The following is a 20750-nucleotide window of genomic DNA, read 5'->3' as shown; positions in this document are numbered from 1 at the left end:
GCTCCTTCGGCCTTACTGCGCGGGCGTGAGCTTGCCGCCGCCGGCCTGCTCGACGCTGATATAGGGCGTGGCCTTGGCCGACTGGATCAGGTCGCTGTAGTAGGCGAGCTGCTCCTGGGAGCTGCCGTACTGGGCGCTGACCACGGTGTATTCGGCGCGCAGGTCCTCGCGGGCGTCCTGGATCTGCTCGCGCAGGGGACGGGCATAGGCGTTGGCCTCCAGGGCGCTGGCGATTGCGACCGCGCGGGCCATGTCGTGCAGCAAGAGCTGCACCAGCTCCAGCGCCATGACCGGCGCGGCGCGCTCGGCAAAGAGCACCGCGGTGCCCTCATCGATGCGCGCAAGGTTCGCCACCGCCCCGCCCAGGCCGTTCGGCGCGGACTGCATGAACGCCTTCTCATCGGCGGAGAAGTCATCCGTACCCAGGCGGAACTTGGCGATCAGCCCGGTGCGGTTGGCATCGCCCACCAGCAGCACACGCACGCGCTCGATCATGCCCTGCAACTGCAGCGTCTGTATCGTCGGGCGCAGGCAGTCGTTGACATCACGGCTCGGCGCGCAGCGATACACCCGCACCTCGGAGGTGGCGGTGCTGCCGTGCAGCAGCTCACGGATGCTGAGAATCGCCGGCAGCGGGGTGATGCGGTTGTTGCTGCCCTGCCCGTCCGGGCTTGGCTCGGGCGGGCCGACGATGAGGCTGCCGGTGACCGACAGCAGCGTCTCCAGCAGCGCATCGTCGCCATGGCTGAACCAGCCCGCCACACCCTCCCCCTTCAGCGCGCGCCAGACCAGGTTGCCCTGCAGCACCTCGCGCGCATACTCCGGCGCGCTCTGCTGCACCTGCTCGATCGGATCGGTGCCCGTGACGCTCGACCAGGTCTCGAAGACGTCGCCGAGTCCGCGCACCAGCGAGGCCTCGGAGTGCTTGATCTTGTGCTGGGTGTCGAAGGCATCGACCACGTCGTTGACCAGGCCCTGGCCGAGCTGACAGGAGTTGGCGAAGAGGCTGTTGATGGCCTGCACCTTCTTCTGCAGCGAGTCCATGACCTGGCCGCAGTTCTGGCACATGGAATCGAGCGCGAGCTTGAAGGCATAGCTCGCGGCATTCGAGGCGATGGCACGAAACAGCTGCGTGAGCTGCTCGCGGGAGATGAAGCTGAAGCTGCCGGCGAACAGGTCGATGCCACCACAGCCGGCCTCGAAGCTCGGCGGGACGATGTTGATGAGGTTGGCGTTCATGACCCGGTTGCGGGCATAGACCGAGCCACCCGCGAGCACGCCGCGGCGCTGGCCCATGTGCGCGGTGGGCTCGGTGACATTGAGCAGGCCGTCGAACATGGTGTCGAGTTCCTCGGCGAGGTCGGCGCGGGCGGGCGGTGCGACGCCAAGGCCGGTCGACAGGGCGAGCAGCACCGCCAGTGCAGGGATAGAGGCAAAACGCATCAGGGACCTCCTGGGAGCAGGGGAGCGGGTGCGGCGATCAGGCCGCGCAGATGCTCGAGCAGGGCGTCGGGGTCCTCGCTCAGGGCGGCTGCATCCAAGCCCGTGGCGTCCATGCGCAGGTCGGCCACCTGCGCACGTGTGCGCGCGCGCCACTGCGCATCGATCCAGCCCGCCTCCACGGCCGCATGGACGAGGCGGGACTTGAGCTCCGCAAGCGACAGCACGCCCTGGGCGAGCGGGACCACGCCATCGGGCGGGCGGGCCAAAAAGAGCGCCGGGGTGGAGACCACGCCCAGCGCCTTGGCCTGGCCCTGATCCACACGGAACTCGGGGAAGAACCCGCCGGGCAACGGGCGACCGTCGAGGGCGATGGCCTGGATGGAAAATCCATAGCGTGCGGCAAGCAGCTGCAGCAGCGGTGCCTGGGCCTCGCAGTAGGGACAATCCGAGCGGTAGAGGAACCAGAGCCCGGCGACCTGGGCGGTTTCCGCCAGCGCCAATTCCAGCGCCTCGCCCGCCTCGCGGTTGACCAGGTTGGCGGCGAAGGTGGCGAGCGGGCGGCGCGTGGTCTCATCGAGCAGCGGATCGGCCCAGACCGCGCGCTGGGTGGCCTCGGCAAAGCGCTCGGCCTTGTCGATGGTCAGGCGCTGCAGATAGAGATAGAGCGCGACGTTGCGCGGTGAGGGGTCGTCGATGGCGCTGTCGCGGTAGCGCTCCAGGTTCGCCCGCAGCCAGGCGGCGGACAGCGGTGTCGGGCCACTTGCCGTCCCGGCATCCGGTGGCGGCGGTGATGGCACCTCGGCCAAAGGCGCCGGGGTCGGGGCTGGCACTGGCTCAGGCTCTGGCTCCGGTTCGGGCTCCGGTTCGGGCTCCGGGGGCGCCTCGGCATACCAGAACCAGCCCTCGGCGCTGCGCTCGTAGAAGCGCACGCCCTCGCCCGCCCAAGCCCACGGAGGCGCCACCAGGGCCAGGACCATTATCCGGGTTGCCCACGACGACGCGCGTTTGGATCGCTGCTTCAGAGGCGCACTGTTCATGCGCGCATGATCCAGCCCCGCACGTGCGTCGGCGACGCCGAAAGAGTGCCCGCTGCGCCGCGCTTTCCCGCCCCCGCCGAGAAACCGCGCTTAAGCCGGGAAAGTGGCCGTTTTCGGTCATCTTTCACTGCTGCGGTACCGGTGGCCTCCCCGGACAATGACCCTGCGCGTCGGGTGCCCTTACGCCCGTGCCCGACACGCAACTCCTAACGTAGGTTGACCTTGTCCGGGCTTCGGCCCGGACCTTTTTAACCGGCCGCCGGGGAACCGCCATGCGTGAGCCGCCTCGTCCGGGACCTGTTGTTCGTTCGCTGCCCTGGCAGCGAGCACTTGAGACCGAAGACGCCACGAGTCTCGCCCCTCGGGGTCTGCAATCGCGTCCCCCCACCCGCCCGGTCCTCCATGGACCGGCGGTCATCCTCCACCCCCTTGGGGAGCACGCCTCCCCGCCGGGGTCGGTGTGTCTCCCGCGTCAGGAGAGCCCCATGTCCATGCCGTTCATCCCGTCCGCTCGCTCCGCGCGTGTCACTCGCAGCCTTGCTGAGGGCGTGCGCCTCGTGCGCCGTCTGCGCCGGCGCCTGAAGGTGCTGATCTGGCGCGTTGCAGACCGTCTGCACCGTCCAGTCGCCGCACCGCTGCCGCCGGATACCTATGGCGCCTACGAGACGCCCGCGTTTCTGCGCCGTTCGCGGCGTGAGCGCGCCTGAGCGTTGTCTAGCAGCGCCGGTGGCCATCCACCACCGGCCTGCGTTTCCCCTTCACAGGAGACCCTGTCATGCTGAACAAGACCCAACTCATCGGCCACCTCGGACGCGATCCGGAGCTGCGCCAGACCAAGGACGGCAGCGCCGTCGCCAACCTCTCGGTCGCCACCAGCGAGCGCTGGCTCGACCAGTCCGGCCAGCGCCAGGAGCGCACCGAATGGCACCGCGTGGTGCTGTTCGGCCGCCCGGCGGAGATCGCCGGCCAATACCTGACCAAGGGTGCGCTGGTGTACCTCGAAGGTCGCCTGCAGACGCGCCAGTGGCAGGATCAGTCCGGCCAGGAGCGCGTCTCCACCGAGATCGTCGCCGAGCGCATGAAGATGCTCGGTGGCAAAGGCCTCAACGGCACGGCCAAGACCGCCGACGGCGCCGCTGATGTGGCACCGTTCGACGATGCCCTGCCGTTTTGAGGCCCCCGTGGCCTGTGACCCGGCCGCGGTCTGGGCGCGGCGCGAGGCGCGTGCGATGGCACGCACCCTCAAGCGTCGCGCCCGGCGCATGCGCAGCCGCGGCACCCGCAGCGATCCCGCCGGCACGCACCTGGATCTGATCCGCGCGCAACGCCTGGAGCGCATCGCCCTGCGTCTGGAGCGCGCGGCGCGCTGAGTCACGACGTTTGCTCATTCACCCCGTCGGGTACCGGTCCCCCGCGGGGCCGGTACCCGCTTGCGATCATAAGGAGACCTGTCATGGCCCGTCCCAGCAAGCCCATCGCCGCCACCGATCAGCCGCGCATCCCGATGCCGGCGGTGGACCCCGCGCTGAACCTGACCCCGAGCACCTGGAAGGTGCTGACCGACTCGATCTTCCCCGCGGCGAAGACCGCCGAGGGCATCGTGCTCGCCCTGCACTACTGCGCGGCGCGCAATCTGGATGTGATGAAGCGCCCGGTACATGTGGTGTCGATGTACTCCAAGGCCATCGGCCGCGAGGTGGAGACGGTCTGGCCCGGCATCGCCGAGGTGCAGACCACCGCGGCGCGCACCGGCCAGTGGGCCGGGCTCGACGCCCCGCGCTTCGGACCAGTCTGTGAGCGCAGCTTCGTCGGGCGCGTGCGCCGCGATGGCAGCTGGCAGGACCTGGAACTCACCGTCAGCTTTCCCGAGTGGTGCGAGGTGACGGTGTATCGCCTGGTCGGCGGACAGCGCTGCCCGTTCACCGAGCCGGTGTTCTGGCTGGAGGCCTATGCGCGCCTGGGCGGCAGCTATTCGGAGCTGCCCACCGACATGTGGGTCAAGCGCCCGCGCGGGCAGCTCATGAAGTGCGCCAAGGCGGCCTCTTTACGGGCGGCCTTTCCCGAGGAGGCGACCTACACCGCCGAGGAGATGGAGGGCAAGGTCATCGAGGCCGATGCCGCGCTGCCCGCTCAGGTCACGACGCCAGTCGTAAGCGTGGTTGCCACGCCGAGCGAGACAGCCACGGATAAACGGCAGACGCCCATTGCCGGCGCATCCGAGCCGGCAGCGGCGCCCACCAGCGCACCCGATGCCGCCAGCCTGGATGCGGCCATGCGCCAACGCATCGACAAGGTCATCGCGCGCGCGGCCGACAACGCGGCCTGGAAGCAGGCCGAGCAGTATCTGCGCGAGCGCTGCACCGGGGCCGATCTGGCCTATGCGCTCGCCGCGCTGAGCCGGGCGCAGGGGACGACTCCGCCTGAGACCGACACCGAGCAGAAACAGGCGGCCTGAGGCCGGCCACCCAAGCGGATCGGACAGTCGCTGTCCGATCCTTCCCCCACCCTGGGGCGCCCGTCGCCCCGCCGGGGTCCGGGCGTCCCGCTGTCATGAGGAGTCCCGTATGAAGATCATCGATGTGGCCCAGCGCAGTGCGGACTGGCTGACTTGGCGCGCACAAGGCATCACAGCCTCCGAGGCGCCGATCATCCTGGGGCGCTCGCCGTACAAGACACCCTGGCGACTCTGGGCCGAGCGTACTGGGCTCGCCCGCCCGGCCGATCTGTCCAGGAACCCACAGGTGCAACGCGGTATCGCGCTGGAGGATGCGGCCCGGCAGTGGTTCAAGCAGGCCTATGACACCATGCTCATGCCGCTGTGCGCCGAGTCCGATCAGGAACCGGTGCTGCGCGCCTCCTTTGACGGCATCAACGATGCCGGCGAGCCGGTGGAGCTGAAGGTGCCATCGGAAAAGACCTATCGCGAGGTCTGCGCCCTGGGGCGTGACGCCAAGGCCTTCCAGCTCTATGCGCCGCAAGTGCAGCATCAGCTCTATGTGGCCGATGCGGAGAAGGGCTATCTGGTGTTTCACCAGAACGGTGAGCACAACACGGTCTTCGAGATCGCCCGCGATCCCGAGACGATCCGCCTCATCGTCGATGCGGGGCTGACCTTCTGGGAGGCCATCACGCGCAAGGACGAACCGCCGCGCGACTCGCAGCGGGATCTGTTCATCCCGCCGCCGCAACTCACCGAGGACTGGGCGGTGCTGGCCGGGCGTTATCGCGCTGCCTGGGCCGAGGCCCGGCGTATCGACGCCGAGCGCAAGGCGTGCAAGGCGGACATGGATGCGATCCAGACCGCGCTGATCGCCATGATGGGCGATGCGCTGATCGCCGAATCGGCGGGGCTGCGCATCACGCGCTTCTGCGCCAACGGCAGTGTCGATTACCCGACCCTGCTCAAGGCGCAGCTGCCGGGGCTCGATGGCGAGACGCTAGAGCGCTATCGGCGTGCGCCGAGCGAGCGGGTACGCGTGACGGTGCAGGCCGAAGCGGACAAGGCGACCATCGCCTTCGATGCGCAGGCGGTGCAACGGGCGGTGAGCCAGGCGGCAGAGACGGATTTCTTTTTCTGACGCCTGTGCGCTGAACCCTGAACCCTAAAAACCTGAGACCCAAACAGGCCGTCCTGCCTCCGGGCAGGCGGTCTGCCTCAGGGGAGCGAGTCTTTATGAGCCTCGGTCTCCTGCGGCAGACCGCAACGGTTTCCCCGTGCGCCCGTCGGAGCGCCTGACAAGACCCGACCTTTCACCCGGCAGTTTTTGGCTGCCTTCATTCAACCCCCTGGGGAGATGCACTCCCCGCGGGGGATCGGCGTCTCCCCTGTTTGAGAGGAGCGCGACGCATGTCCACCACCCAACGCTTCGATGTGGCGAGCACCTTCGACGTCAAGGCCCCGCGTGGGCTCAGCATCGAGGGTTTCGCCGACACCGGCCATCCGCAGGTGCCGGTGACGCAGCCCTATGTGTTTCGCCAGGGGCTCAATGCCGTGCTGGCCTTTCTGCGCGCCGCCGAAGGCGACGGCCTGTTGCTGACCGGCCCAACCGGCTGCGGCAAGACCTCGCTGGTGCGCCAGATCGCCGCCCGGCTGCACTGGCCGGTGCAGGAGGTGAGCTGTCACGGGCGCATGGAGCTCGGTGACCTGCTCGGCGGCTTTCAGCTGATCGCGGGCGGCACGGTCTTCGTGCATGGCCCGCTCGCCGTGGCCGCACGCGAGGGCCATCTGTTGATCCTCAACGAGATCGATCTGATGGACCCCGCCGAGCTGGCCGGCCTCAACGACATCGTCGAGGGCGCGCCGCTGACGATCGCCCAGAACGGCGGCGAGCTGATCCGAGCGCACCCCAAGTTCCGTGTCATCGCCACCGGCAACAGTGCCGGCGCCGGCGATGCGACGGGCCTCTATCAGGGCGTGCTGCGGCAGAACCTGGCCTTTCTCGACCGCTTTCGCGTGCTCACGGTGAGCTATCCGGAGGCGGCGGTGGAGCAGTCGCTGCTCGATGCGCTGGTGCCGGAGCTGCCACGGGAGATCGCCGAGAAGCTGATCGTCGTCGCCAACGAGGTGCGGCGGCTGTTTCTCGGCGAGCAGTCGCCCGACGGCATGGCCCAGCCCGCGGGCGGGGAGCTGACGCTGACGCTCTCCACGCGTGCGCTGGTGCGCTGGGCGCGACTGACGGTGACCTTCAAGGGCGCGCCGAATCCGCTCGCCTATGCGCTCGATCAGGCACTCACGGCCCGCGCTGCGGCGGAGGAGCGCGCGGCAATCCACCGCATCGCCGCCGATGTGCTCGGGGCCTTGTGGGGTGCGCCGGCATGAGCGCCGAGGCTCCGCGCTGGACCCTGTATCGCTTCACCCATGCCGATGGCAGCGCCAAGGACTGGGCCTGGCGACGCCTGCCCACGGGCGGCGTCGAGGTGGCCTGGGGCCGCAGCGGCACACGTGCGCAGCGGCGGGTCTATCCGCCCCGCGAGGGTCCGCTGATCGAGCGCCGTGCATTGCAGAAGCAGCACAAGGGCTATCGGCTCCTCGGCGATGCCGTGCTGCACGAGGGGGTGCTTCAGCCGTTTGTGCGCCCGCAGGACGCCTCAAGCCGACAGCAGACGCCGCACTTCAGCGCGGCGGCCAACGCGCCCCCGACAACGCCTCTCCCACCGGTCGATCTGTCCGGCATCGCCGCCGGCCGGGACGACTTCTGGTTCTGAGCAATCCCAACCGACGGGTCGGTGCCGCGACGTCTGGCCTGCCGCCTGGCGTCCCAGTGCCGCTCCGCGAGGAGTCTCCGATGACAACTGACACGACCGAGTCCCTGGCAGGGACCGAGATGGATTCCGGCATGCATCCGGAGCAACCCGCACAGCGACTGCGTCTGACCAACGCCATGACGCTGTTTCTGATCGACTATCACATCTGGTCGGGGCGCAAGAAGCTGCGCCCGGAGGACCTGCGCATGGGCGCCGCCCTGCCGCCCGACGGCTTGGTCTCGCTGGGGAGCAAGAAGGTCTGCGACCCGGATGCGCTGCGGGTGTTTCACCGCAAGCGCCGTCACATCGAGCGGCTGTTGCTGGCGGTCGGCACGCGGTTTCTGAGCGGCTATCTGGTGCCCAACACCCATGCCGCCGCGGTGCTGGCCGAGGCCACGGCCATCACTGCCGAGGCGCGCACGGCGGCCGAGGACTTCCTCGCCGACTACGACCGCCACATCGATGCCTGGTGCGCGGCTTATCCCACCTGGGAGCAGGCGATTCGCAACGCCATCGATCCGGTCGAGGTGGTGCGCGGGCAACTGCGCTTTCGCGTGCTGGCCCTCAGGATCGAGACTGCGGAGATGGTTGCCGAGGACACGCTGGCAGAGGATCTGGCCGCGGTCGGCGAGACCATCTTCTCGGAGGTCGAGCAGGTCGCGCGCAGCCTGGAGCAATCGTTCCTGGGGCGCGATGGGTTGTCGCAGCGGGCGGTCGGAACCTTCCGGCGCATCTACGACAAGCTCAATGCGCTGAGCTTCGCGGACTATCGGATCGATCCGGTGGTGCGGGCGCTGCGCGACTGGCTCAGGCGGCTACCGCAGAGCGGTCCGATCGGCGGCAGCCTGTTTCTCGAAGGCTGGGCGCTGATGCGCCTGGTCGGCGATGCGCAGGCCATGGCGCGGCACGGTGCCGGCATCCTCGCCCTGAGCGAGCTGATGCCCGATGCCCAGGCGCTCGCCGCTGGGCAACGCGCTGCCGTGGCCGACGCTGACGCCGAGGCCGACACTGACGCGTCGACCGACGGTGGCGCCGATCCGGGCGATGCGCATCGACCTGACGCTGACACAGCCCTGGCGATGGACCCGCACGCGGCCGAGCCGGTCACCGACTTCGATGATCTGTTCGACGAGCCGTCGGCTGCGGCGCCTGTCACCGCGACAGCGCCTTCGGGACCACCCGAGCCCATCGGCGTGCAGGACTTCTGGTTCTGACGCCATCGAACCGCCGTCAGTGGACCCCGCCGGGGCGCTGACGGCCTTTTCCCACAACCCCCTGGGGGGCAGTGCGTCCCCTTGGGGCGTGCTGTCCCCCGTTTTGCACTCGTTCCATCTCTGGGAGACGCATGATGAAGACCTTACCCTCGACCCTGCATCGGGCCATGCCGATCGTGGCGGCTGCGCTGGGACGCAAGTTCGGCGTCGCCGTGCGTGTCGGCGGCACCTCGGCCTGCACCGATGGGCAGACCATCGTCGTGCCGAGCCTGCCCGCCGACTCCGCGCTGCTGCCGGTGGCCTGGGGCTATCTGGCGCATGAGGCGGCGCATGTGCGCCATACCGACTTCGCCGTCTACGCTGCCGCGGCCGCCGGTGATGCGCTGAGCGCGCAGATCCTGAACATCCTGGAGGATGTGCGCATCGAGCAGGCCATGGCCGGCCCCTATCCGGGCACCCGCGAGACGCTGCAGGCGGTCTGCGCGCATCTCCTGGCGCAGGGCGGGCTGAGCGCCCCGGATGCCAACGCCCATCCGGGGACCGTCCTGAGCAGCTATCTGCTGCTTGCACTGCGTCATCGGGTGCTGGGCTATGCGGCGCTGGCCGCTGAAGCACAACGCGCCGAGACGGTGCTGCGTGCAGTGTTTCCCGCACCGAACGTGCACCGGCTGCAGGGGCTGCTGACGGAGGTCGGCCGGCTTGACAGTACGCAGGCGGCGGTCGCGCTGACACGACGCATCCGTGCATTGCTGGAGGCCGAGCAACCGTTACCGGATGAGCCGCAGTCCGCGCCGCAACAGGCGGGCGGCGATCCGCCGACCGACACCGATGCTGCTGACCAGGCGGACGCTGGCGGTCAGACAACGCAGGCGCAGGGCGCACCGAGCGGGAGCGACGCGCGTGCCGGGACGGACCCTGAGCAGACCGACGACGCTGGCACCGATCGCATGGCGCGGACCGACGGTCAGCACGCCGGTGCCGGAGCCACCGGTGGCGGTGATGCCGCTGCCACCTCGGGCGGACAGGCCCAGCCTGAACAGGGGACTCCTGACCAGGCACATTCCGCACGTTCCCAGGATCAGGGGACCTCGGCGGCTTCGGCAACGGACCCGTCCGCGCCTGACCAAGGCCCGGTGACGGGCGCCCAGCAGGAGGCATTGCGCCAAGCGCTGTCGGCAACCTCCGCGGACCTGCCCGGTGATCTGTTCGGCACCGTGCGCGACCTGCTTTCAAACGCCGGCGCTGGCACCAGCCAGTGCGTGCTGCCGCGCGGTGAGCCCTTCGCGGGCAATGCCCGCTCGGGCATGCACCTGCTCGCGGCGGTGCAGCAGACCTCGCGCGCGCTGACAGCGCGCTTGCATGGCCGGGTGCAGGCCTCGCGCCTGGACCGCCCGCAGCCGCGGCGTGATGGCCCGCGGCTGCTGCCGAAGCGGCTGTATCGGGCCGCACTGGGTGACCCGCGGCTGTTTGCGCGCAAGCGCGAGCGCGTCGCGGTGAATACCGCCCTCCACCTGCTGCTCGATCTGTCCGGCTCCATGGGGGCGACGGTCCACGGGAGCACCGGCGGGAGCACTGACGGCGCACTGAAGACCCGCAGCATGCTCGCACAGGAGGCAGCCCTGGCCTTGGCGCTCGCGCTCGATGGCATCCATGGCGTGTCGCTGGCGGTGTCGGCCTTTCCCAATGAGGCCGGCCATGCGGATGCGCTCACGCTGATGGTGCGCCATGGCGAGCGCCCGCGGGCGCGCGCCGGGGCCTTCCTGCAGGTGCCGCGTGGCAGCACGCCGATGGCCGGCGCGCTCTGGTTCGCCGCCGCCGATCTGCTCGCGCGCCCGCAGACCCGTCGGGTGATCCTGGTGCTCACCGATGGCAAGCCGGACCAGGTCGATTCGACGAGGGAGATCCTGCGTCTGTGCCGGGCGGCAGACCTGGAGACGGTCGGCATCGGCATCGATGTGGATGTCTCGTGGCTGTTTCCAGTGGCACTGCGCGTCAGCGAGGTGACCGAGCTCAAGCGCGCCCTGTTCGGCGCGGCGCAGCAGCTGTTGCTCGCGGCCTGAGCGTCTTGACCCAACCCGGCCGGCGATCCCGTGGAGCTGTTCCGCGGGGTTGCTGGTCGGATATCGGGGTCGGATATCTGGGGCCGATAACCTGCCCAGCTTACGGCGCCTGCCAACTGACCTGCTGCGCAGTCGCTGATGAGACACGACACCTCGGGCACTGGCCGAGCTTTCTCGGTCGCGAGCGACAGGGCGCCGGTGCAAGCTCACTTCGACGTCGTTTCGGCTGTCGGCAGTTGCGCACTGCGCACGGCGACGCTCCGAGTCTTTTCCACGACTGTCGCGCCCGACAGGCGGCAGTCGTGGAAAGGGCTCAGTTTCCCTGTGATCCGCCTACGGCCGATCACGCACCCGGCGACCGAAGACGCCCTGCGTCGCCACCCCGTTCGGGGCTTGTCAATCGCGTCCTTTCACCCTGCCGCCTGCGCGCGGCTTTCAACCACCCCAAGGGGAGATCACCTCCCCGCCGGGGATGTGTCTCCCCGTTTACTTTGGGAGACACACCATGCGCCTGAATCGTGAGTTCTGGAACACCCTCGACACCTTCCTCGACACCGCCAGTGATGCCGAACTGGCCGACGCCAAGGCCGTGATCTTCGAGCTGATGGCCTCGCCATCGGATCGCGAGAGCCGCTCGCTGGTGAAGGCCGTCTACCGGCTGCTCATCGACGAGACCCGCACCCGTCAGGTGCTTGCGCGGCGCAGACGGTTTGCCCGTCCGCTGCCTGCATTGGCCTGAGCCGACGCACAACGCCCGCTGCAGTGGCTGTGCTCCATCGCGAGCATGGTCCCTGCTCCGGGCGCCCTTTCACACTGCCATTCCTTGGTCTGAGTGGGACTGTTCTGACGACGGTCCACTTGGATGCGACAGAGGAGTCTGTGATGTCACCTATCCAAGCGGCGGATGTCCGTTCCGCTATCCGCCAAACCGGTTGGCTCGCGGTGCTCTCGGCACTGGCCGGCGATGTGCTGGGACCGGCCCTGCAACAGCCGGGTCGGCATGTGCCCTGCCCAGTGCATGGCCCACGCCCTGGCTCCCATCGCGGCGACGGCTTTCGGCTGTTCGCCGATGTCGATGCCACCGGCGGCGGTATCTGCGCCACCTGCGGGGCCTTTCCCGATGGGCTGGCCCTGCTGCAGTGGCTGTTCGGCTGGTCGTTTCCCGAGGCGCTGCGGCAGACGGCCGGCGTGTTTGGACTGACCGGCGGACGGCTTGTGCCCGTGCCGATCACTGCACGACCTGCGCAGCGATTGACGCATTCAATCGATCCCGGCAAGGCAACGATCGCACTGCATCGACTCTGGGCGGAGGCGCTGCCACCCCAGCATCCACACGCCGCGCCATTGCGGTGCTATCTGGCTGGACGTGGCCTGGACGCCGCTGGGCTCGATGCGCGTGTGATCCGGCTGCATCCGGCCCTGCCCTACTGGTCTTGGGATGTCCATGGCAAACCACAGTGCCTGGGGCGTTTTCCGGCCATGCTGGCGCGGGTCTGCTCCGCCGATGGCCGGGCGGTGTCGCTGCATCGCACCTATCTGCGGGCGGATGGTGCCGGCAAGGCGCCGGTGGTCGCACCGAAGAAGCTGATGCCGCATGCGGGCACGGCCACCCTCGCCGGTGGCGCGATCCGGCTCTGCCGGGCGGAAACGACGCTGGGTGTCGCCGAGGGGATCGAGACGGCACTCGCCGTGCAGGCGATGACCGGGGAGCCGGTCTGGGCCTGTTCCTCGGCGACGCTGCTGGCACGCTTTCAGCCACCTGCGCGGATCGAGCGGCTCACACTCTGGGCCGACAAGGATCGCTCTGGGGCGGGTCTCACGGCCGCCGAGGCGCTGCGTGACCGGCTCGCGGATCGTTGCCTGGTCCGCATTGCCCTGCCCGCTGCACCGATCCCGGCCGATGCCAAGGGGATCGACTGGGCCGATGTCTGGCTGCAGCGAAACCCGTTTTGTCAGGCCATCGCGGCCTGAGTGCATCGTGATTCGACAACCCTGATCGTCAATAACTTGCCGCCGCGGTTGGCGGCGTTTCATTCACCCCGCGGGGACACCTCTCCCCGTGCGGGAGCGGCGTGTGCCCGCTGTCCTGGAGGCACATCCCATGCGCCAATCCGATCTGTTCCAAGCCGACCCGATCCGTTCCGATCTGTGCGAGCCCGGCGTGCTGGACGCCAACGTGGGCGACACGACCAAGGTCGCCGACCGCTTTGCAGCCTTGGCGGCAGCTGACCTGAGCGATCGCGAGCAGGACAGCGTGATCCAACTCGCCCTGCAGGTTCTGGAGCCCAGGGTCAGCTATACGGTCATGTCCGATCCCACGACGAGTCTGCAGTATTTTCGCCTGCGCCTGGCGCGCGAGCCGCGGGAGATCTTCCTGTGCGCCTTCCTGGACACACGCCATCGATTGATTGAGATGGTGGAACTGTTCCAGGGCACCCTTGATGGCTGCAGCGTGCATCCGCGCGTGGTTGCGCAGGAGGCGTTGCGACGCAACGCTGCAGCGTGCTTGATAGTACACAATCATCCAAGTGGTGACCCGACGCCGAGCACAGCGGATGTGGCGATCACTAAACGGCTGAGCGAGGTCCTGATGCTGTTCGATATCCGCGTGCTGGACCATCTGGTGGTGGGCCGCGATGGCGCGGTGTCACTGGCCAAGGAGGGTCGGATCTGACATGGCAACCCTACAGATCACGTCCGATTCCCTGGAGCGCCTGCAGGGCTTTCTCGCTGGTATCGACTGGACCAACGACAGTGCGCTGAGCGTCGTGTCGGTGGACCCCGAGCGGCACACGGCGGTGCTCTGCGATCGCGATGCCGAGGAGGATCGCCATTGGCGGCTCGGTCCCTTTGGACTGGAGGCGTTCGATTCGGCCGCGTGAGCGACTGAGTATCGTCTGCAGAACACCGCACGCACGAGGCCACATCCGGTTCGCCGGGTGTGGCCTTTCGTCGTTCTGGCGAACAGGAAGGTGCGACGCAATAGCACGGCGCCTGTAAGTCGCTGGTGGGGATCACCGGATGCATCGGCCGTCCAGGCTATACTCGCCCCTCACGTGCCTTTCCATGGGGACACTGCCACCATGATCGAGATCGAATACATCGTCAAGGACAGCCGAGGAGTCGAACGTTTGCGCACCGCCGACAAGAAGGCCGCCGATGCCTATGACCGCATGCTGGAGAACGCCGAGCGCCTCGCGCAGTGGCTGCGCGAAGGCTCGGTGCTGCCGAACCTGCCCGATACCGAGTTGGAGGAGCTGACGCTGCATCTGGCCCGCCATGCGCGCGACGTGGAGCTGATCCTCAAGGGCAAGCCGCCGGAGGGTGCTGCCGAGCCGCCGCCGGAGAGCGGACGGGGGACCGTCACGCCGATCAAGAGTGCCGCGGACAGCGCGGGCTGATCGATCGCGCGCTCGTCCCGGCCGGAACGACACGACTGTTGGCTTTGCTGTCGCTCGGCCAGCGGCGGATTGATGGCGCTGGTCTGGGCCAATCGAGCGGTTGCCGGGTACGGCATGACCACCATCGCCGACTGTCGCCAGCCCTCCAGGCGGACCTGGTGCGCGACATGATGCCCCGAACTGGCAGCCCACCACACCCATCATGTCCGAAGGCGTCCTTATCCACAGGTTTGTAGCCAATGTAGCCAGCATCTGCGGTAAAACGCGAAATCGCGCCGGAACCACACCCCCTGGCTACATTGGCTACATTGGCTACAGTCGTCGTCCAAGCGCATCCAAGACCGAGGTAAGCAGTTGATTTCGCCCTATCGGAGGGACTGGGCTTTGGCGCATCGCCGCTCAGATGGTCCTGGCTACAATTGGCTACAGTGGCTACAACCGACCGGCTCGCCGGGCCTGCCCTCGAGTGCGACGTCCAGCCGGTAGCGAATCACTGCAGGCCCTGCCCTCTTCTCGACCCTTCCTGATGGACGATGGCGCACGACTGAGCACGCGTGCGTGAGCCGCTTGATCGTTTGTAGCCACTGTAGCCATTTGTAGCCAGCTCAAAGGAGAGGCCGCTTCCGAGCGATGCTGACCGAAAATCAGCGACCTGCACCACCGTTCGCATCCAAGGGCGTACTTATCCACAGGTTTGTAGCCAATGTAGCCAATGTAGCCAGGGGTTGTGGTTGCGGCGCGATTTCACGTTTTCCCGCCAGGGCTGGCTACATTGGCTACATTCGTTGCAATCACGTCCGGGCGCACGGTCGATACCGGGCTTCACGACGACACTTGAGCATCATCTCCCCGGTCCCTGCACTCGGAACGCGCGGTGTTTCGCGATAACCTCGCCCTTGGGGCAGCGCTCTCACCACCTAGACACTGCAAGTCCCCGGAAGGCTTGTATAGCAGGACCTCCACAACAGAACCGGTGTGGCAGCACATGGCGGACAGATGCACGATGAAGGCATGGCGACGCCGGACATGGAACGACAGGTCGTCAGGTCGATCGATTGGTCTTTGGCGCACGCGGGCGCAGCGTCGCGTGATTGGCTTCTTCCATGCAGCGCTTGTCATGGGCCTTGCAGCATTACCAGGTCCCGCGAGCCTTGCCGAGGGGGCAGCGGATGTCGTCTACGCGATCCGGCCCATCGGCTGGATCCGAAAAGACGACGACCGGACCCTCATCGAGGTCGACGAGCGATACCAGCCCGCCTTGCTCGGCGTCGAAGCGCTCGATGCAATTTGGGTCCTGTACTGGTTTGACCGCAACGATACCCCACAGCAGCGCGCCATCCTGCAGGTGCACCCCCGCGGCAATCCCGAGAATCCGCTGCGCGGCGTCTTCGCCACGCGCGCGCCCGTGCGTCCCAATCTGATCGCCATGAGCCGCTGTCGGGTGCTCTCGGTCGACGGCAACCGCATCGAGATCGACGCCATCGACGCCTTCCCCGACACGCCGGTGCTCGACATCAAGCCCTAGCCGCCTCGAAGACGCCCGGCATTGACCGCGCGGGCGCCCCGCCTTCTGGCTGCTCAGGTAAGGAGCTGGCAGCCCCTTTCCGGGCCGATCGGCGATCGTTCAGTTGACCTTATCCACTGTTCCCGACGCACGCGCCGATATAGAGGTTCGATGTCCAGACGTCCCTCACCCGGGCAACCTTCGTCAAGGTCAGCGATCACCAAACGCCTGCAAATCCCCCGGCGCTCTGGTCCTCACTCTCCTGATGCGGACGATGCCAGCCGCGTTGTCCGATGAGTCTTGGCGGTCGTCGGTGCCGACTGCGACCACAAGGCATCCTCTCTCTCCGTTGCATCTCTCCGCGACGGTGTTGTTGCTATCCCTCCGTGAGGAGAACCGGGCGATGCGTTCGATGTCGCGCGGTGCGGTCGACACTGCACGGGAAGGGCCGACACTGCGATTTTCACAACGGCTGAAAGCTGGTTGTGAAAATTCTTCGGTGGTATGGCGTCTCGCGCCAAAGCCGCCGGGATGCCGCGGCCGGGGACACCGCTCTGAGAATCGTCTCCGTCGTCTGACCCGTTCTGTTCGGGTCTGTTCGCGCGGTCAATGCGGGCCATACTGGAAGCCGCCCGCGCCGGTATAGAGATGCGGATGGTGGCCTTGCGGGCACCGCACTTCGTGCAGCGAAGCCGCGCCGTCAGCGCCCGCGTGCCGATCCCCTCAGGGATGCGTGCGCACTCCAAGACCGCGGAGTAGCCGCAGGCCTCGCAGAACGCGACGACGCTGTGGTTATCGAGCTGAGGCGCAAGGGGCGGATCGGCGATCCTCATCATCTCCGGCACATGGCCATGGTGCAGATTAACAGGCCGCGACCGGGCCGCCGGCGCAGCGCGCGGCTGCGTTCGCCCCGCCGCGGTACACCGTGCGCGCTCGAATAACACTGCGACTACTCAGCGCGCCCATCTGGTGATAGTCTACCTGAATTGCTGTGTTCCGACGGGATACGTGGACATGCGTCAAAGCGTCTCCGAGGCCATGCCCGGGCTCGACTGGTTCGAGGCTGGCGAGGCGGCCTACCTGTCCGCATGCGCGGATGGGCTGCTGTACCCGCCCCTCGGCGATGCGGTCGCGCAGCGCTGGTGGCTCGGGGGTTTCGTGTCGGCCTGGGCGGCGTCGGCGGATGCGCGAACGGTGGCGGAGGCGCTCGCTGATGCGCTGCGCGGTTGGCCGGCGCTGGAGCGGCAGTTGCGCGAGCATCGCGGGCCGGCGAACCCCTGGCCGCGGCATTGAGCCCGCGGGCGCGTGACCGGAACCTTACCGGAGACGACTGAGTGGTCGAACGAGGGCAACTGAATGCAGCGATTGCCGAGCGTCTGCGTGCCGCGCGGGAGGCACACGGGCTCAACCAGAAGCAGCTGGCGGCCTTGACCGGCGGCCAGGTGGACAACGTCCAAATCAGCGACTACGAGCAGGGGCTGAGGCGGCTGAGCGTGGAGTCCGCAGTGAGCCTTGCGGAGGCCCTGGGGGACGTGACGGCGGCGTACTTGCTGTGCCTGGATGAAGATCAACCGAAGCTGGTCCTGGCGGAGACCGAGGAGCGGCTGCTGGAGACGTACAGGGCGACCGATGCGCGCGGGCAGGATGTCGTGCTGGCGGTGGCGGAGTATGTGGCGCTGGGGAGCATGGAGGACACCACGCGGCGGAAGCGGCGGGCGCGGGCGAAGCTGCGGGGCTAGCGCGGCGGGAACTGGACCGGCCGTGTCATTGCGCGGAACCAAGGGGGAACACTGATGCTGATCGCAGTCTTTGGCGGAACCGGCGGCACCGGCCGCGAGGTGGTCGAGCAGGCCCTGGCCCAGGGCCACCAGGTCAGCGCCCTGGTGCGTGATCCGAGTAAGCTCGCGGAGCACCCGCGATTGGTGCTGCATCTCGGGGACGTGCGCGATGCTGAGGCGACCGCGCGCTGCATCGAGAGCGCGGACGCCGTCATCTGCGTGCTCGGCTCCCACGGCAACGCAACGCCGATCGAGGCGGTGGGTACCGAGCAGATCCTGAAGGCCATGCACGCGCACCACGTGCGCCGCCTGGTTGCCGTCACCTCGCTCGGGGTGGGTGACAGCCGCGGTCAGCTCAATCCGCTACTTCGGCTCATCATGGACCTGACCCTGAAGCCGATCATGCAGGCCAAGGAAGAGCAGGAGCGACTGATCAAGGCGAGCGATCTGGACTGGACCATCGTCCGGCCCGTCGGCCTGACCAATGGCCCGCGCACCGGGCGCTACCGGCATGGACTCGACCGCGGGATCAAGGGCGGGCGCATCAGCCGGGCCGATGTCGCCGCGTTCGTGCTGCGGCAGGTCAATGACCTGACCTACCTGCACCAGACGCCGGCGGTGAGCTGAGGCGGCCAACACGAAAAGCCGGGCAATGCATTGCCCGCCCCCATGCCCTTCGGAGGGTCTCATGCTCAGAACAAGTCTTCCTTCCCTGAAGCGGCTCCGCCGGGCAGTGCTCATCAGCCTGCTGATCGGCCTAGTCTCCGCTTATGCCCTCGCCGACCAAGCCGTCCGTGTCGTAACCTGGAACGTCGAAACCGTTGGGGCGCCGGGCTCCGAGGAATACGACGCCACGGCCGCCGTGCTCGCGCGCATCAACGCCAACGTGGTTGCCGTCCAGGAAGTGGTCAGCGCCGATGACGTCGACTACCTGGGCGATCTGGCCTTCGACCTGGGGTATACCTACTCCGTGGTCGCCCCCTATGGTCCCTTTGGGAGCCAACGCACAGCCTTTCTGTCAGACTTTCCTATCACCTGGAGTGAGGACTGGTCCTCGGCCGAACTCTCCGGCGATCCGCTCGCCAACGACCTGACGCGCTACATCCTGGAGGTCGAGCTGGAGCTCACAGGCGACGGCGACCGACTGCGTATGATCGTCAGTCATCTCAAATCCGGCAGTTCCAACACCGACGAGTATCGACGCGCCATCGAATCCTATCGCATGGGTCAAGCAGCGGGTGACCCCCAGGCGCCGGATGCGCCGCTCGTGATGCTGGGCGACCTCAACGCCGATGTTGGCGACGGCCCAATGACACCGGAGGTGTTCACCAGCATCCCGGACGACCTGCCCGGGGACTTCGATACAGGGGCCGACATCGAGGCGATGTTGGCCGATGAGGGCCTTCTGAACGACCCATTCGCCTGGCTTGCGCCGCACGGGTCCATCCTTGAAGCCACGCAACTCGACGGTAGCGATGCCACGCGCCCGGAGTCCGGACGACGGATCGACTATGTGCTGGCCGATGACAGCATTCGCGCGTTGGAGCCTCTGGCCCAGGTCTACGACTGCGCCGACGAAGGGCTCGCGGGCGGCCTACCGCTGTGGGGTGCCCCACTGGAACCCGTGGTGTGCGAGACTGCCTCTGATCACCTGCCGGTCTTTGCCGACCTGACCATACCAACCTCGACGAGTGACTGTGCGGCCGAAACAGCGCTCGCGCAGCAGCCCAACCGGGCCAGCTGGATCGATCTGCTGCGGGTGGTACGTGATGATGTCCTGTCGACATCGCCCGTTGGTCGCCAGCTCGTCGACACCTATTACCGCCACAGCGATGAAGTGCGCGCCCAACTGCTTACCCGGCCCGGGTTGACCTGGAGGGCACTCAAGTTGATCCGAATGCTGCAGCCGGACCTGGAAAGCGCCGCGCGCGGAGTCACGCCGTCTTTTGATTCACGGGACATTGCGTCAATCCGGGCGTTTGCTCAACAGCTAGGAGAAAACGCCAGTCCGGCGCTGAGGGCGGACTTGGGCAAGTTCATCGAACATCAGCTTTTTGCCCTGATCACGGAAATCGACGCACACTGATCCGCGTGCGGCGGCGCCGCGCCGGTCCTTCAACAAGGGCGGGCGCATCAGCCGGGCCGATGTCGCGGAGTTCGTGCTGCGGCAGGTCAATGACCTGACCTACCTGCACCAGACGCCGGCGGTAGGATGATTCAGATACACCGGGACGACGAGCGGTTGAAGCACCAGGATTTGGTAACGCTGCGAAGCTGCGGACAAGTGCCGCGGGGAGAAAGCGGACATTGGGTTTGCAGGTCGCCCCGTCTCCTCCGTCCCAGGTCCGGAACCCCGGCTGGCGTCGGTGAAGAACCGCAACCGCTCGTTTAGCGGACACTTGTGCGGTCGGGGTCGGCGAGCATATCGCGGACGTCACGCGGCTCGATTAGCCCACCGCAGGCGAATCAGCGCAGCGCCCGTAGGCGCACCTGCTCGGTGAGCGTGCCAGCAGTCTTGGGCCGCCAGCGCGAGGCAGGCATCCAGGTGCTGTTGGACGACTTGATAGAGAGGCGGTCTGCTCGGGACAGCGGCGGCAGTACGGGAACCGCTCGGTATCCTGTGACTCGACGGCCATGTTGGCATCCGTGTGGCAGCGAGCTAATGGGCTGTTTTTATGTACAGCTTAGATACCATTCCCTGACCCCCCTCGCTGCGAGCGGTTGTTTTCACCTCGTCGAGCCACGCTACCGACAAGCGTGGCGCGGTCGGCCGGTGGTGGCGGGTGCCGCGCCGGGCGGGCGCGGGGTGGTGGCCACACCTGGTCCTACGACGCGCGCCGCTATGGCGTGACTCCGTCGGATGCGCCTTGCCACGAGCGTGGACGTGGCTACGACCCCAGGCTGCCCTAAAGGGGCACTAGTGCATTCGTTTTGAAATCCTGAGACCGTTTGAATGCCTCAAGCCTTGAGAGGCTTACCCTGGTAGGTCCAACGAAACGGCTTGGCCATTGTCTTATTGAAATGCTCGATGAAGTCGGCGATTTTGGCCTGCAGGTCCTCCACTGACGA

Annotated in this window: 21 protein-coding genes; 19 read left to right on the top strand and 2 right to left on the bottom strand. The window is 67.5% G+C overall.

The genetic code is table 11. From position 1 onward, the window contains the following. Positions 1 to 12 precede the first annotated feature (12 nt). Together F2Q65_RS14830 and traF are read right to left on the bottom strand one after the other, a co-directional pair. Positions 13 to 1443, bottom strand: coding sequence for a conjugal transfer protein TraH (locus F2Q65_RS14830; RefSeq protein ID WP_150094191.1), 1431 nt, complete (start codon positions 1441 to 1443; stop codon positions 13 to 15). After that, positions 1443 to 2420 (bottom strand): conjugal transfer protein TraF, encoded by a 978-nt coding sequence (gene traF / locus F2Q65_RS14825; protein ID WP_150094190.1) that lies wholly within the window; start codon positions 2418 to 2420, stop codon positions 1443 to 1445. Before traF ends, F2Q65_RS14830 begins: the two co-directional genes overlap by 1 nt. Positions 2421 to 2965: 545 nt before the next feature. On the opposite strand from traF, the gene F2Q65_RS14820 reads away from it, so the two are divergent. The 19 genes from F2Q65_RS14820 to F2Q65_RS14730 all read left to right on the top strand — a co-directional run bounded on the left by F2Q65_RS14820 (position 2966) and on the right by F2Q65_RS14730 (position 19767). Beyond that, a complete protein-coding gene (locus F2Q65_RS14820) occupies positions 2966 to 3187 on the top strand; it encodes a hypothetical protein (RefSeq protein ID WP_150094189.1) in 222 nt (73 codons plus the stop codon). 68 nt (positions 3188 to 3255) lie between these two features. Next, positions 3256 to 3654: a single-stranded DNA-binding protein gene (locus F2Q65_RS14815; protein ID WP_150094188.1), complete on the top strand. Its 399-nt coding sequence runs from the start codon at positions 3256 to 3258 to the stop codon at positions 3652 to 3654. A 7-nt stretch (positions 3655 to 3661) separates the two neighbouring features. Continuing rightward, complete coding sequence (locus F2Q65_RS14810; RefSeq protein ID WP_150094187.1) at positions 3662 to 3850, top strand: hypothetical protein; 189 nt, start codon at positions 3662 to 3664, stop codon at positions 3848 to 3850. An 83-nt stretch (positions 3851 to 3933) separates the two neighbouring features. Continuing rightward, positions 3934 to 4935: a recombinase RecT gene (locus F2Q65_RS14805; protein ID WP_150094186.1), complete on the top strand. Its 1002-nt coding sequence runs from the start codon at positions 3934 to 3936 to the stop codon at positions 4933 to 4935. Between the two features lie 109 nt (positions 4936 to 5044). Then, complete coding sequence (locus F2Q65_RS14800; protein WP_150094185.1) at positions 5045 to 6058, top strand: YqaJ viral recombinase family nuclease; 1014 nt, start codon at positions 5045 to 5047, stop codon at positions 6056 to 6058. Positions 6059 to 6327: 269 nt separating this feature from the next. Then, on the top strand, positions 6328 to 7299 hold the full coding sequence (locus tag F2Q65_RS14795) for an AAA family ATPase (RefSeq protein ID WP_150094184.1): 972 nt from the start codon (positions 6328 to 6330) through the stop codon (positions 7297 to 7299). Continuing rightward, a complete protein-coding gene (locus F2Q65_RS14790; RefSeq protein WP_150094183.1) occupies positions 7296 to 7685 on the top strand; it encodes a hypothetical protein in 390 nt (129 codons plus the stop codon). Before F2Q65_RS14795 ends, F2Q65_RS14790 begins: the two co-directional genes overlap by 4 nt. 80 nt (positions 7686 to 7765) lie before the next feature. Beyond that, positions 7766 to 8938 (top strand): DUF3150 domain-containing protein, encoded by a 1173-nt coding sequence (locus F2Q65_RS14785; RefSeq protein ID WP_211354051.1) that lies wholly within the window; start codon positions 7766 to 7768, stop codon positions 8936 to 8938. Positions 8939 to 9072: 134 nt separating this feature from the next. After that, positions 9073 to 10998 carry a VWA domain-containing protein gene (locus tag F2Q65_RS14780; protein WP_150094182.1) on the top strand — a complete coding sequence of 642 codons (1926 nt, stop codon included), beginning with the start codon at positions 9073 to 9075 and terminating at the stop codon, positions 10996 to 10998. Between the two features lie 505 nt (positions 10999 to 11503). Then, entirely contained in the window at positions 11504 to 11737 is a 234-nt protein-coding gene (locus F2Q65_RS14775; RefSeq protein WP_150094181.1) for a hypothetical protein, read from the top strand. 143 nt (positions 11738 to 11880) lie between these two features. After that, positions 11881 to 12969 carry a DUF7146 domain-containing protein gene (locus tag F2Q65_RS14770; RefSeq protein WP_150094180.1) on the top strand — a complete coding sequence of 363 codons (1089 nt, stop codon included), beginning with the start codon at positions 11881 to 11883 and terminating at the stop codon, positions 12967 to 12969. A 130-nt stretch (positions 12970 to 13099) separates the two neighbouring features. Continuing rightward, a complete protein-coding gene (locus F2Q65_RS14765) occupies positions 13100 to 13672 on the top strand; it encodes a JAB domain-containing protein (RefSeq protein ID WP_150094179.1) in 573 nt (190 codons plus the stop codon). Between the two features lies 1 nt (position 13673). Continuing rightward, positions 13674 to 13880 (top strand): hypothetical protein, encoded by a 207-nt coding sequence (locus tag F2Q65_RS14760; protein ID WP_150094178.1) that lies wholly within the window; start codon positions 13674 to 13676, stop codon positions 13878 to 13880. A 201-nt stretch (positions 13881 to 14081) separates the two neighbouring features. Next, positions 14082 to 14399 (top strand): YebG family protein, encoded by a 318-nt coding sequence (locus F2Q65_RS14755; protein ID WP_150094177.1) that lies wholly within the window; start codon positions 14082 to 14084, stop codon positions 14397 to 14399. 1117 nt (positions 14400 to 15516) lie between these two features. Next, the gene (tsaA, locus tag F2Q65_RS14750; RefSeq protein ID WP_150094176.1) at positions 15517 to 15924 is read left to right on the top strand and encodes a tRNA (N6-threonylcarbamoyladenosine(37)-N6)-methyltransferase TrmO; all 408 of its coding nucleotides are present in this window, start codon (positions 15517 to 15519) and stop codon (positions 15922 to 15924) included. Positions 15925 to 16917: 993 nt separating this feature from the next. Then, complete coding sequence (locus tag F2Q65_RS14745) at positions 16918 to 17196, top strand: hypothetical protein (protein ID WP_150094175.1); 279 nt, start codon at positions 16918 to 16920, stop codon at positions 17194 to 17196. A 41-nt stretch (positions 17197 to 17237) separates the two neighbouring features. Then, positions 17238 to 17642 (top strand): helix-turn-helix domain-containing protein, encoded by a 405-nt coding sequence (locus F2Q65_RS14740; RefSeq protein ID WP_246156258.1) that lies wholly within the window; start codon positions 17238 to 17240, stop codon positions 17640 to 17642. Between the two features lie 54 nt (positions 17643 to 17696). Then, a complete protein-coding gene (locus F2Q65_RS14735) occupies positions 17697 to 18308 on the top strand; it encodes an NAD(P)-dependent oxidoreductase (RefSeq protein WP_150094174.1) in 612 nt (203 codons plus the stop codon). 61 nt (positions 18309 to 18369) lie between these two features. Continuing rightward, the gene (locus tag F2Q65_RS14730) at positions 18370 to 19767 is read left to right on the top strand and encodes an endonuclease/exonuclease/phosphatase family protein (RefSeq protein ID WP_170265750.1); all 1398 of its coding nucleotides are present in this window, start codon (positions 18370 to 18372) and stop codon (positions 19765 to 19767) included. The last annotated feature ends 983 nt before the right edge of the window (positions 19768 to 20750 follow it).

The sequence above is a fragment of the Thiohalocapsa marina genome (assembly GCF_008632335.1).
Taxonomy (GTDB): Bacteria; Pseudomonadota; Gammaproteobacteria; order Chromatiales; family Chromatiaceae; genus Thiohalocapsa; species Thiohalocapsa marina.
The sequence above is the reverse complement of the archived record's forward strand: the minus strand, read 5'-3'. Positions and strand labels throughout refer to the sequence as shown.